The organism is Curtobacterium sp. SGAir0471, assembly GCF_005490985.1.
GTDB lineage: Bacteria > Actinomycetota > Actinomycetes > Actinomycetales > Microbacteriaceae > Curtobacterium.
The window spans coordinates 1,118,710-1,130,870 of sequence record NZ_CP027869.1 but is presented as its reverse complement, the minus strand read 5'-3'; the positions used below and the strand labels follow the sequence as shown (position 1 = coordinate 1,130,870).

Here is a 12,161-nt window from a genome sequence, read left to right as displayed (position 1 = left end):
TGGCGGGACGCCGTGGACTGCTGCCAGCATGGACGCATGCCGGAGCAGGGGACGCGCGGCCGCACCAGGGGCAGCGGACGACGACAGTGGGCGGTGCTCGCCGTGGGTGGCGTCGTCGCGGTGGCCGTGGTCGCGCTCGTGCTCGCCACGGTGACCGGACCCGACGGCGGTCCGGACGGCGGCGGGCGTGGCGGTGCGGGCACGGACCGGACCCTCGCTGCTCGCGAGTCGGCCGCGTCGGCGTTCCCGGGCGGCCTGGCCCACCAGCCCGAGCAGGACGACCAGGCGGCGCGCCGCGCGGCGGACGCCCGGGCGGACGGCGACCGCACCACCGCCGACCGGATCGACGTGATCGCGGACCAGCCGGTGGCGACCTGGCTCGCTGACCCCTCCGAGTCCGCCACCCGCCAGGTCGTCCGGCGGGTCGTCCGGAGCGCCGAGCAGCAGCACCGCACGCCGGTGTTCGTCCTGTACGCGATCCCGGACCGCGACTGCGGCAGCTACTCCGCGGGCGGCACCGCCGAGGACGCCTACCTGCCGTGGGTCCGGTCGGCCGTGCGCGCGATGGCGGGTTCGCACGCGGTCGTGCTCGTCGAACCGGACTCGATCGCGCAGATCCACGTGTGCGAACGCCTCGGGCAGGACCGGCTGCGTCTGCTCGACCGCGCGGTGGACGAGCTCACCGGGCACGGACTGACGGTGTACCTGGACGGCGGCAACGAGGACCGGGTCCCCGTCGCCACGATGGCGCGCTGGCTGCGGGAGGCCGGGGTCGACCGCACGCAGGGCTTCGCGACGAACGTCTCGAACTTCTACCGGGTCGACACCGAGCGTGCGTACGCGGACCGGCTGGCGGACGCGATCGGCGGCGACCCGCACTTCGTGATCGACGTCTCGCGGAACGGGCAGGGCTGGCGCGGGACATGGTGCAACCCCGAGGGTGCGGGACTCGGACAGGCGCCCCACGTCACCGCGGGGTCCTCCCGGCTCGACGCCCTGCTCTGGGTGAAGACCCCCGGACTCAGCGACGGCACGTGCAACGGCGGGCCGGCGGCCGGGCAGTGGTGGGAGTCGTACGCGCTGGCGCTCGTGGAGCACCGCCGCCAGGACTGAACCCGGCGCGGCCCGTCGTCGGTCGTCGGTGGTTCCATGGCGCCATGACCGCCACCCGTCGCCACTCCGTCGTCCCGCCGTACCTCCTGCGCGCCGTCGCCGCCGCGTCGGAGCACCCCCGAGCCGCCTCGGCGGCCCGGACCGCCCTCGCCGAGATGGAGGTCGTCGCCGCACCGAAGCACGACCACCGCGTCCGGCCGCAGGGCATCAGCGGCACGGTCGACCGGTCCCCGCAGCGCACGATCGCCGACGCGCGGGGCACGACGACGCTGCCGGGCGAGGTGGTCCGGCGGGAGGGCGACGCGGACTCGGGCGACGCCGCGGTGGACGAGGCGTACGCCGGCCTCGGCGCGACGCACGCGTTCTGGCTCGACGTGTTCGGGCGGGTCTCGATCGACGGCGCCGGACTCCCCCTCGACGCCACGGTGCACTACGGGCAGGACTACGACAACGCGTACTGGGACGGCCAGCGCATGGTGTTCGGCGACGGCGACGACGAGGTGTTCCGGCGCTTCACGATCGCCCTCGACGTCATCGGCCACGAGCTCGCGCACGGCGTCACCCAGTACACGGCCGATCTGACGTACCAGGGGCAGTCCGGCGCGTTGAACGAGTCGGTCAGCGACGTCTTCGGCTCGCTGGTCGCGCAGTACGCCGCAGGGCAGACCGCCGACCAGGCGACGTGGCTCATCGGCGAGGGACTCTTCACCGACGCCGTGCACGGTGTCGCGCTCCGGTCGATGCGGGCACCGGGCACCGCGTTCGACGACCCGGTGCTCGGGAAGGACCCGCAGCCGGCGACCATGGCGGACTACGTCGAGACCACCGAGGACTCCGGCGGCGTCCACCTGAACTCCGGGATCCCGAACCACGCCTTCTTCCTCGCAGCGACGGCGATCGGCGGGTACGCGTGGCAGGGCGCCGGAGCCGTCTGGTGGGACGCCCTCACCGCGCCGGAAACGTCCGCGGACATCGACTTCGTCGGCTTCGCCCGGGTCACCGTCGACGCCGCCGCTGCCCGGTTCGGACAGGGCTCGACGGCGCACACCGCGGTCGCGGACGCCTGGCGGACCGTCGGCGTGCTCACCGCTCCGTGACGGCGTAGAACCGGAGCATGCACATCGTCGTCCGCCGCAGTGGTGGGTTCGCCGGTCTCTCGCGCGGCTGGCGGATCGACACCGACTCGTGCGACGACCCGGGCGCCTGGGACGACCTGGTCGGCGCGCTCCCGCGGGAGGCGCCCGTCCGGCACCGGCAGACCGTGCCCGACGACTTCACCTGGACCGTGACGGTCGCCCGCACCACCGTCGAGATCCCGGGCAGTCAGCTCGAGGGCCCGTGGGCAGCGCTCGTCCGGCGGGTGCGCGACGAGGGCGAACCGCTCAGTCGGTGACGTCGATCAGTCGGTGACGTCGACGACGACGAGCCGCCGAGTCGGGCGGGTCATCGCCACGTAGACGGCGGCTGCGGCCCGCGCCGCGTCGGCGCCGACCCGGTCCGGGTCGACGAGCAGCACGCCGTCGAACTCGAGCCCCTTCGCGTCCGCCCCCGTCAGGACCGTCACCGACCCGGGCCGCGGCGAGCCGAGCCCGCGGACGTCCGCGTCGGTCCGCGCCAGGCGCTCGCGCATCGCGGCGACGTCGGCCTCGGGCACGATGACCCCGACGGTACCGGAGCCGATCCGCCCGCGTTCGGCCTCGACGCGCTCCGCGACTGTGTCGAGGAGCGCCGCGCGGGGCACCGCCACGCGGTCGACGGGATCCCCGTCCCGCACGGCCTCGGTCCGGGTGACCGCCAGCCCGGCGGCGTCGGCGAACGCACCGGCGGCCTGCACGATGGAACGCGGGGTGCGGTAGTTGACCGTCAGTTCCTCGATCCGGTGGTCGAGCGGCACCACGGGTGCACGTCCGCGACGACGGCGTGCGAGCGCACCGACGACGTCGTCCCACGTGCGGGCGGCGGCCGGCGAGGAGCCCTGCGCCATGTCCCCGACGATCGTGAACGACCGCAGCGGGTTGCGGCGGGCGAGGACCCGCCACTGCATCGGCGAGAGCTCCTGGGCCTCGTCGACGACGATGTGCCCGTAGGTCCACTCACGGTCCTCGGCCGCGCGCTCCGCGGTGGTGCGGGGGTCACCGCCCTCGGCGAAGGACCCGGCGACCTGCTCCGCGGTGACGATGCCCTCGACGCCCATGTTCTCGATCGCCTGGCGGGCGTTCTCGATGTCCCGGTTCCGGCTGGCCTTGGCCGCGCGCTTGGCGGCTCCGCCGGTCGGGTCGAACGGACCGAGGAGCTCGGCGGCCTCGTCCAGGAGCGGGACGTCCTCGATCGTGAAGCCGGCGCCGCGCGGACGCTGCAGGAGTGCCCGGCGGGCGGGCGTCCAGTCGGGGGTCAGCGAGGCCAGCCAGTTCGGGCGCGCGTAGAGGTCCTCGAGGAACTTCTCCGGCGGGAGCGGCAGCCAGGCGGTGTTGAGCAGGACCCGGGCGTCGTACGAGCTGCGGATGTCCTCGCGCAGGACCTTCTCGTCGGCCTCGTCCACCGTGGTCCCGCGGGCCCGGAGCTGGTCGGCGAGCAGCCGCGTCATCGCGTCGAGGGCGATCCTGTTGAAGGTGACCCGGGCGACGTTGTGGGGCTTCCCGCGGTCCTGCGCCCGCTTCAGCGCGTCGGCGACGAGCTGCGGCGGCACCGTGAGCCGCTCCCCCTCGACGTCGAGCACGACCGACTCGGTCGGGACGACCTGGCGGGACCGCACGGCGCGGCGGAGCAGCGACGCCATCTGCGCCGACCCCTTCACCGCGGCGACGTCCCCGTGGTCGTGCGTCGTGGCGTGCACGCCCGGGTAGAGCGAGCCGAGCGAGGCCATCACGACACCGGTCTCGCCGAGGGACGGCAGCACCTGCTCGATGTAGGTCAGGAACGCCGAGGACGGCCCGACCATGAGCACGCCCGAGCCGCGGAGCCGGTCGCGGTGCGTGTAGAGCAGGTAGGCGGCGCGGTGCAGCGCCACGGCGGTCTTGCCCGTCCCGGGGCCGCCCTGCACGATCAGGACGCCCTCGAGCGGGGAGCGGATGATGCGGTCCTGCTCGCCCTGGATCGTCGCGACGATGTCGGTCATCCGACCGGTGCGCTCGGCGGTGACGGCCGCGAGCAGCGCGCCCTCGCCCTGCAGGTGCGTCCGCTCGTCGTCGTACAGCGTCGCGTCGAAGACCTCGTCCTCGACGTTCACGACCGTGCGGCCCTCGAGCGTCAGGTGTCGGCGTGCCCGCATCCCCATCGGGTGCGCCGCGGTGGCCTGGTAGAAGGCGCTCGCACCGGGCACGCGCCAGTCGAGCAGGAGCGGACGGTGCTCGTCGTCCCGCAGGCCGACGCGCCCGATGTAGCGGAACGTGTCGTCCGGTGCGTCCGGTTCGGCGACCTCGAGGCGGCCGAAGACCAGACGGTCACCGACGCGGTCGAGCGTGGCGATCGTGTCCTCGTAGAGCCGCGCGTAGGCGTCGCGCTCACTGCGGCTCTGGTGGTTGCCGCCGACCGCCTGGCGGCGGGTCTCGGCCAGACGCTGCTCGGCCTCGGCCGTCAGCTCGTCGAGACGGGTGAAGAGACCGTCGACGTAGGTTCGTTCACGGTCGGTCTCGGTCGGTTCGGACACACGCCACCCTTCGGGAAACAGGGGTGTCCAGTGTAGTCCTGCTGCGCGACCGGCGGGGGCGCAGCGACGCACCGCGACCGGAGGACGGACGGGAGGCGCGTGGCGGGCCCGCCACGCGCCTCCCGTCGGTCCTACATCTCCTCGTGCGTGTCCGGGTCGCCGTCCCAGAGGCGGCCGCGCTCGAGTCCGGAGATCGCGCGGACCTCGTCGTCGGTCAGCGCGAAGCCGAAGACGTCGAGGTTCTCGCGCTGCCGCTGCGGATCGCCGGACTTCGGCACCGGTACGGCACCGAGCTGGACGTGCCAGCGGAGCACGACCTGGCCGGGCGTCACGCCGTGTGCGGCCGCCGCGTCGAGCACGGGCTGCTCGGTGAGCAGCTCGGACTGCTTCGCGAGCGGGCTCCAGCTCTCGGTGACGATACCGTACTCGGCGTGCACCTTGCGGAGCTCGGCCTGCGGGAAGTACGGGTGCAGCTCCACCTGGTTCACGGCCGGGGCGACACCGGTGGCGTCGATGATGGCCTTCAAGTGCTCCGGCGTGAAGTTCGAGACGCCGATCGAGCGGACCTTGCCGCTGTCGCGGAGGTCGACGAACGCCTTCCAGGTGTCGACGAACTTCCCCACCGACGGGTTCGGCCAGTGGATGAGGTACAGGTCGACGCGGTCCAGCCCGAGGTTGCCGAGCGTCTCGTCGATCGAGCGGTGCGCCTCGTCGTAGCCGTGGTGCCGGCCGGGGAGCTTCGAGGTGACGACGAGGTCCTCGCGGTCGACCTCGGACTCGCGGACGGCACGGCCGACGGCGTCCTCGTTGCCGTAGTTCAGCGCGGTGTCGAGCAGCCGGTAGCCGCTCGTGATCGCCGCACCGACCGCCGCGGTGCCCTCGTCGCCGTTCAACCCGTACGTGCCGAGGCCGAGCTCCGGGAAGCGGTGACCGTCGTTCAGCTCGATGGTGGGCGCGCCGACCTGCATCAGCGGACCCCGAGCAGGTCGATGATGAAGATCAGGGTCTTGCCGGACAGGAAGTGGCCGCCGCCGGCCGGGCCGTAGGCGAGCTCCGGCGGGACGGTCAGCTTGCGGCGACCGCCGACCTTCATGCCGGGGATGCCCTCCTGCCAGCCGCGGACGAGCGCCGCGAGGGGGAAGTCGATCGGCTCGCCGCGGTTCCACGAGCTGTCGAACTCCTCGCCGGACTCGTACTCGACGCCGGCGTAGTGCACCTTGACGGTCGAGCCGGGCTGCGCGACGTCGCCGTCGCCCTCGACGATGTCGGTGATCACGAGCTCGGTGGGGGCCGGGCCCTCGGGAGCGTCGAACTCGGGCTTGCTGTTGAGGTCAGTCATGGTCGTCAGTCAACCAGGTGGGGTGCGGGGGCATCCCGGGCGGCACGGACGTCTCGCTCCCCGCGAACGGGCACGATCCGCCACGCTCGGCGGACGAACGCGACGGATCCCGCCCGCTCGCGCCGGCGATGGTGCCGGTTCTGCCCGCTCGTGCCCGGCAACCCGCAGAATGGTTCCACCGTGACACGACCTGACACCGCACCCCGACGCCGCCTGCTCGCCGACCTCACCCCGCTCCGCCGCTCCCCCGCGTTCGCACGCCTCTGGGCCGGCACGGCGATCGCCGGCATCGGCACGCAGATGACCACCGTCGCGGTCGGCCTCGAGGTGTACGAGATCACCCGCTCGACCTTCGCCGTCGCACTCGTCGGCGTGATCGCCCTCGTCCCGATGATCGTCGCGGGGCTCTACGGCGGGATGCTCGCCGACGCGTTCGACCGGCGCCTCGTGGCCCTGGTCTCGGCGATCGTCGCCTGGGTCGCGGTCGCGCTCATCGCCACGCACGCCTGGCTCGGACTGCAGAGCGTGGCGCTCCTCTACGTCCTGGCGACGGTGAACGCCGTGGCCGCGACCGTGAGCAACGCTTCGCGATCGGCGATCGTCCCCCGGCTCGTCGGGACCGATCTGCTCCCCGCGGCGAGCGCCCTCGGCGGCATCGCGTCCGGGCTCCAGGTGACCGTGGGTCCGGCGATCGCCGGAGTCCTGATCGCGAGCGTCGGGTTCGCGCCGACCTACACGATCGACGTCGTGCTCTTCACCTTCGCGTTCCTCGGCGTCTTCACCCTGCCCCGGATGGCGGCGGACCGCGACGCCCTGCGCCCCGGACTGAGCTCGCTGATCGAGGGCGCGCGCTTCCTCAAGCGATCCCGCAACATCACCATGACGTTCGTGCTCGACATCGTCGCGATGACGTTCGGGCAGCCCCGTGTGCTCTTCCCCGCGATCGGCGCGCTCGTCATCGGCGGCGGGTCGATCACGGTCGGCACCCTGACCGCCGCTTACGCCGTCGGTGCGCTGCTGTCGAGCGTGTTCTCCGGTCCGCTCGGGCACGTGCGCCGTCAGGGCGAGGCGGTGGGCTGGGCGATCACGGCCTACGGCGGGGCGATCGCGGCGTTCGGTGTCGTCATCGCGGTCGCGCACCTGCTCGGCGGTCGGTCCGGCGAGGCGTTCGGCGTCGAGATCCTGCCGGCGCTCGGGCTCGCCGCACTGTTCCTGGCCGCGGCGGGCGGTGCGGACAACGTCAGCTCGGTGTTCCGGAACACGATCCTGCAGGCGGCGTCGCCGGACGGCATGCGCGGTCGACTCCAGGGCATCTTCATCGTCGTGGTGACCGGCGGCCCGCGCCTCGGGGACCTGTACGCCGGTCTCGTCGTCGCGGCCGGCATCGCGTACCCACCGATCATCGGCGGCGTGCTCATCATCGGGCTGGTGGCACTGCTGCTCCGGCTGGTGCCGTCCTTCCGCCGCTACGACGCGCTCGACCCGCACGCGAACTGACCGGCGCGCCCCCGGCGGGCGCGGTCCGCGCGCTCCGACGGGAGCACGAGACTCGCCCTGGCGGACGAGACTCGCGCGCGGGCTCCGCGGAAGTGTCCGCGGGGCCGAGTCTCGTGGAGCCGGCGACGGTGGCGACGCGACCGGGGGACGGACGGGAGGCGCGTGGCGGCGGTGCATCGCGCCTCCAGGCCGTCACGGGGTCGGGTACCGTACATCGCATGCCCGACAGCGCCTCGCGCGACCTGCAGCGGACCGGCGTCCGCGCGGTCGTCCGGCGCACCTACCACTCGGTGATCCGCCACCGGGTCGTCGACGCCGCGGCCTCGCTGACGTTCTTCGCCCTGCTGACGGTGTTCCCCGCGGCGCTCGCGGTGGTCTCGGCCCTGTCCGTCGTCGACCGGCAGGGCGACAGCCTGACCGACATCATCCAGGTACTCGGGTTCATCGTCCGGCCGGAGACCGCGCAGCACCTCGAGGGGCCGCTCCGACAGCTGCTGACGCTCGACAACCCGTGGGTCGGCTTCTCGATCGGGCTCGTCCTGACGCTGTGGTCGCTCTCCGGCTACGCGACCGCGTTCGGTCGTGCGATGAACACCGCGTACGAGGTCGAGGAGGGCCGCCGGATCTGGAAGTTCCGCAGCATGATGCTCCTCGTCACGCTGCTCGTGATGGTGGGCGGAGCGATCGCGATCGTCATCCTGCTCGGCACCCCCACGATCTCGGCGGCGATCGTCCGGCAGCTCGGGTGGGCGCCGTGGATCGACGACCTGTGGAACGTGGCGAAGTGGCCGGTGCTCGCGGTCGTCCTCGTGGTGATGGTCGCGGTGCTCTACTACGCAACCCCGAACGTGAAGACCCCGCAGCTGCGGTGGGTGTCCGCCGGAGCGGCGTTCGCCATCGTGACCTGGGCGCTGGCGACGGTCGGCTTCTCGGTGTACGTCGAGACGGTCGGCAGCGGCGGGAACCGGGCCTACGGCTGGCTCGGCGGCGCGATCCTGCTGCTCGTGTACCTGTACATCTCGAACTTCGTCCTCGTGGTCGGCGGGGAGCTCGACTCCGAGGTGATCCGGATGCGGCAGCTGCTCGCGGGCATCGAAGCGGACGAGTCGATCCGACTGCCGCTCCGCGACGTCACGCGGAACTTCACGCTCGCGCGGTGGCGTGACCAGGACATCGCGGCGGCGCACCGGGTGCGGATCGCCGCCCAGCAGCGCGCCGAGGACGAGGAGTCCTCGCCGACCGAGGAGCACCTGCGGGCGATGTCCCGTCAGGTGCGGGTCGGCGAGCCCCCGCTGCCCTAGTGCCCGGCGGTCGCGTGCGTCAGCGCTCGCGCGCGATCCGCTCGGCCTCGGCGTCCAGCATGGCCTCGGTGACGACCGGGATCGCGCCCGTCGCGAGTTCGATGCCCGACAGACGCGCTGGCGAGAGCACACGCTGCACCTGGTCCTCGTCCATCAGCCCGGCAGCGGTGACGAGCGTCGCGATCGGCGTCGAGGTCGTCAACGCCGTGTGCGCGATCGACGCAGCGGCCGCGTACCCGATGTACGGCGTCAGGGCGGTCACGACGCCGACGTTGGTGTCGACCTGCGCGGCGAGCTTCGCCTCGTTCGCCTCGATCCCCGTCACGCAGTTCACCCGGAGCGTGGCGCACCCGCTCGCCATCCACTGCAGTGACTGCAGGATCGAGTGCGTGATGATCGGCTCGAACGCGTTGAGCTGCAGCTGCCCGCCCTCGGCCGCCATCGTCACCGTGGTGTCGGCGCCGGCGACGGCGAACGCGATCTGGTTGACGACCTCGGGGATCACCGGGTTCACCTTGCCGGGCATGATCGACGAGCCGGCCTGGCGTGCGGGCAGCGTGATCTCGCCGAGTCCCGCCTGCGGCCCCGAGGCGAGGAGGCGCAGGTCGTTGCAGATCTTCGAGAGCTTCGCGGCGCTGCGCTTCACCGTCCCGGACAGCGTCATGAAGGCACCGGCGTCGCTCGTCGCCTCGATCAGGTCGGGCGCGGTGACGATGTCGAGCCCGCTCGCGACCTGGAGCTGCCGACGCACCTCGTCGCGGTACTGCGGGTCGGCCGTGATGCCCGTGCCGATCGCGGTGGCACCGAGGTTCGTCTCCGCGAGCAGCGGTGAGACGGTACGGAGGAGCAGGACGTCCTCCTGGATGGTGTGCGCGAACCCGGTGAACTCCTGCCCGAGGGTCATCGGCACGGCGTCCTGCAGCTGCGTGCGGCCGATCTTCAGCACGTCCTGGAACGCCCGGCCCCGCTCGGCGAAGGCGTCCGACAGCCGCTCGAGCTCCCCGGTGAGCCGCCGGACACCCAGGATCATCGCCAGCTTGATGCTCGTCGGGTAGGTGTCGTTCGTCGACTGGCTGCGGTTCACGTGGTCGATCGGGTGCAGGTACGCGTAGTCGCCCTTCTCGCGCCCGAGGAGCTCGAGGGCCCGGTTCGCGAGCACCTCGTTCGTGTTCATGTTCGTCGAGGTCCCCGCCCCGCCCTGCACGATGTCGACGACGAACTGGTCGCGCAGGGCCCCGTCGCGGACCTCCTGCGCCGCCTGGTCGATGGCGTCCGCACGTTCGGCATCGAGCACCCCGATCGCCTTGTTCGCCCGGGCGGCGGCCTGCTTCACGGTCGCGAGCGCCTCGATGAGGTCCGGGTACACCGCGATCGGCACCGACGTGATCGGGAAGTTCTCGAGCGCCCGCAGGGTGTTGATGCCCCAGTAGGCGTCGATCGGGACCTCGCGGGATCCCAGGGAGTCGGTCTCGGTGCGCGTTCGTGGTGCTTCGTTGCCGGTCACCCGTCCGAGGCTAGCCCGTCCGGTCGGTCGGGTCCGGCAGGCGCCTGCGCGTGTGCGGAGGTCGCGTGCGACGGGTCGGCACCGGCAGCGAGACGGACGGGAGGCCCGTGGCTACGTCGCCACGGGCCTTCCGTCCGTCTGTGGGTCGCCCGACGTCAGTGGAACTGCGGGACGATCAGGTAGATGCCGTAGAGCACGGCCAGGCCGGACACGGCGAAGCAGGCGACGGCGAGCGTGCGGAACGCGCGGACGCCGGGCTGGACCGTGCCGGGCTGCGGGAAGCCGGCCGTGGCGGGGCCGACGGTGCCGTCGTCCTTCACGGTGTACTTGCCGGCGCGGGTGTCGGCGGCGCTCCAGAGGCGCAGGCCGATCGAGTAGACGAGCACCACGAAGCACGCGGAGACGACCGCGACGATCGCGACGGTCAGGAATGCGAACCAGTCGATGCCCATCAGCGGCGTCCTCCGTTCCGTCCGGCCATGCGGCGCAGGGTGCGCTCGCGGCTCAGCTCCGCACGGCGCTCGGCGACCTGCGCGGCACGCTTCTTGCGCTGCAGGTCACGCAGTTCCTTGCGGGTGTAGACCGCGTTGGCGGCCACGTCGACCTCGATGGCCGCGGCCTGCTCGTGCGGCTTGCGGAGCGACCACAGGTACAGCCCGAGGATCACGGCCGCGCCGACGACCGCGTCGACGACGAGACCACCGACGCCGAGTCGGGCGATGCCCGAGGCGATCGCGCCGACGGCCGCCGCGGCCGGCAGGGTGATGAACCAGGCGATCACGATCTTGCCCGCGGTCGACCACTGGATCTTCGAGCCGCGTCGACCGAGGCCCGCACCGATGATCGAGCCCGACGACACCTGGGTCGTCGAGAGGGCGAAGCCGAGGTGGCTCGACGCCAGGATGGTCGCCGCGGTGGACGCCTCGGCCGCGAAGCCCTGGGTCGCTCGGATCTCGGTGATGCCCGAGCCGAGCGTCCGGATGATGCGCCAACCGCCGGTGTAGGTGCCGAGGGCGATCGCGAGCGCACAGGCGACGACGACCCAGAACTGCACGCCCTGGTCGGCGGACTGCGCACCCGAGGCGATGAGCGTCAACGTGATCACGCCCATCGTCTTCTGCGCGTCGTTGGTACCGTGCGCGAGCGACACCATCGAGCTCGTGAACACCTGACCGATGCGGAAGCCGCCGCGCTCGTTCGGGAACACCGGACGACGGGTGACACGGTAGGCGATCCGGGTCGCCAGGAGCGACACCAGCGCCGCGATCACCGGCGACAGGAACGCCGGGATGATCACGACGGTCAGCAGTGCCGCGTAGTTGACGGATCCGAACCCCGCGCCCACGATCGCGGCGCCGATGAGCCCGCCGAACAGCGCGTGCGAGGACGACGACGGCAGACCGCGCAGCCAGGTGATCATGTTCCACACCACCGCGCCGATGAGGCCCGCGAAGATCATCTCCGGGGTGATCGCGACGCCGCCGGGGCCCTCGTTGATCAGCCCGTGCGAGATCGACGTCGCCACGGCGGTGCTGAGGAACGCACCGACGAGGTTGAGCACCGCGGCGACCGTGACGGCCACCTTCGGCTTCATGGCACCCGTGGCGATCGGGGTCGCCATCGCGTTGGCGGTGTCATGGAATCCGTTTGTGAAGTCGAAGAAGAGGGCCAACGCGATGACCAGGACGACTATGAGTGTGATGTCCACCGCGGGCAAGTGTCCCAGGCCCGACCGCTGAGCACAAACCCTGTCGTTCACCC

At 72.3% G+C, this 12,161-nt stretch carries 11 protein-coding genes; 5 read left to right on the top strand and 6 right to left on the bottom strand.

Annotated elements, in window-relative coordinates:
- The first annotated feature begins 36 nt into the window (after positions 1–36).
- Genes C1N91_RS05190 through C1N91_RS05180 form a run of 3 tightly spaced genes read left to right on the top strand, consistent with a single transcriptional unit; the run spans position 37 to position 2,506 of the window.
- A complete protein-coding gene (locus C1N91_RS05190; protein WP_137766874.1) occupies positions 37–1,113 on the top strand; it encodes a glycoside hydrolase family 6 protein in 1,077 nt (358 codons plus the stop codon).
- 44 nt (positions 1,114–1,157) lie between these two features.
- Positions 1,158–2,210: a M4 family metallopeptidase gene (locus tag C1N91_RS05185; RefSeq protein WP_137766873.1), complete on the top strand. Its 1,053-nt coding sequence runs from the start codon at positions 1,158–1,160 to the stop codon at positions 2,208–2,210.
- A gap of 17 nt (positions 2,211–2,227) precedes the next feature.
- A complete protein-coding gene (locus tag C1N91_RS05180; RefSeq protein ID WP_137766872.1) occupies positions 2,228–2,506 on the top strand; it encodes a protealysin inhibitor emfourin in 279 nt (92 codons plus the stop codon).
- Positions 2,507–2,512: 6 nt separating this feature from the next.
- On the opposite strand, the gene C1N91_RS05175 is transcribed toward C1N91_RS05180, so the two are convergent.
- The 3 genes from C1N91_RS05175 to C1N91_RS05165 all read right to left on the bottom strand — a co-directional run bounded on the left by C1N91_RS05175 (position 2,513) and on the right by C1N91_RS05165 (position 6,098).
- The gene (locus C1N91_RS05175) at positions 2,513–4,759 is read right to left on the bottom strand and encodes a HelD family protein (RefSeq protein WP_137766871.1); all 2,247 of its coding nucleotides are present in this window, start codon (positions 4,757–4,759) and stop codon (positions 2,513–2,515) included.
- A gap of 131 nt (positions 4,760–4,890) precedes the next feature.
- On the bottom strand, positions 4,891–5,727 hold the full coding sequence (locus tag C1N91_RS05170; RefSeq protein WP_137766870.1) for an aldo/keto reductase: 837 nt from the start codon (positions 5,725–5,727) through the stop codon (positions 4,891–4,893).
- A complete protein-coding gene (locus C1N91_RS05165; RefSeq protein WP_058728797.1) occupies positions 5,727–6,098 on the bottom strand; it encodes an FKBP-type peptidyl-prolyl cis-trans isomerase in 372 nt (123 codons plus the stop codon). Before C1N91_RS05165 ends, C1N91_RS05170 begins: the two co-directional genes overlap by 1 nt.
- Positions 6,099–6,278: 180 nt before the next feature.
- Between C1N91_RS05165 and C1N91_RS05160 the strand changes: the two genes are divergently transcribed.
- Complete coding sequence (locus C1N91_RS05160) at positions 6,279–7,595, top strand: MFS transporter (RefSeq protein ID WP_137766869.1); 1,317 nt, start codon at positions 6,279–6,281, stop codon at positions 7,593–7,595.
- Between the two features lie 218 nt (positions 7,596–7,813).
- Positions 7,814–8,896, top strand: coding sequence for a YihY/virulence factor BrkB family protein (locus tag C1N91_RS05155; protein WP_137766868.1), 1,083 nt, complete (start codon positions 7,814–7,816; stop codon positions 8,894–8,896).
- 19 nt (positions 8,897–8,915) lie between these two features.
- Here the strand turns inward: C1N91_RS05155 and C1N91_RS05150 are convergent, their stop codons facing one another.
- The 3 genes from C1N91_RS05150 to C1N91_RS05140 form a co-directional block, all read right to left on the bottom strand.
- Positions 8,916–10,400: an aspartate ammonia-lyase gene (locus C1N91_RS05150; protein WP_058750101.1), complete on the bottom strand. Its 1,485-nt coding sequence runs from the start codon at positions 10,398–10,400 to the stop codon at positions 8,916–8,918.
- 155 nt (positions 10,401–10,555) lie between these two features.
- A complete protein-coding gene (locus tag C1N91_RS05145) occupies positions 10,556–10,852 on the bottom strand; it encodes a hypothetical protein (RefSeq protein ID WP_137766867.1) in 297 nt (98 codons plus the stop codon).
- Positions 10,852–12,108 (bottom strand): inorganic phosphate transporter, encoded by a 1,257-nt coding sequence (locus tag C1N91_RS05140; RefSeq protein WP_058728793.1) that lies wholly within the window; start codon positions 12,106–12,108, stop codon positions 10,852–10,854. The genes C1N91_RS05145 and C1N91_RS05140 overlap by 1 nt, the downstream gene beginning before the upstream one ends.
- Positions 12,109–12,161: the final 53 nt, after the last annotated feature.

Coding starts and splice junctions, on each gene's coding strand:
- C1N91_RS05190 (WP_137766874.1), top strand. CDS start 37: ATGCCGGAGCAGGGGACGCGCGGCCGCACCAGGGGCAGCGGACGACGA.
- C1N91_RS05185 (WP_137766873.1), top strand. CDS start 1,158: ATGACCGCCACCCGTCGCCACTCCGTCGTCCCGCCGTACCTCCTGCGC.
- C1N91_RS05180 (WP_137766872.1), top strand. CDS start 2,228: ATGCACATCGTCGTCCGCCGCAGTGGTGGGTTCGCCGGTCTCTCGCGC.
- C1N91_RS05170 (WP_137766870.1), bottom strand. CDS start 5,727: ATGCAGGTCGGCGCGCCCACCATCGAGCTGAACGACGGTCACCGCTTC.
- C1N91_RS05165 (WP_058728797.1), bottom strand. CDS start 6,098: ATGACTGACCTCAACAGCAAGCCCGAGTTCGACGCTCCCGAGGGCCCG.
- C1N91_RS05155 (WP_137766868.1), top strand. CDS start 7,814: ATGCCCGACAGCGCCTCGCGCGACCTGCAGCGGACCGGCGTCCGCGCG.
- C1N91_RS05145 (WP_137766867.1), bottom strand. CDS start 10,852: ATGGGCATCGACTGGTTCGCATTCCTGACCGTCGCGATCGTCGCGGTC.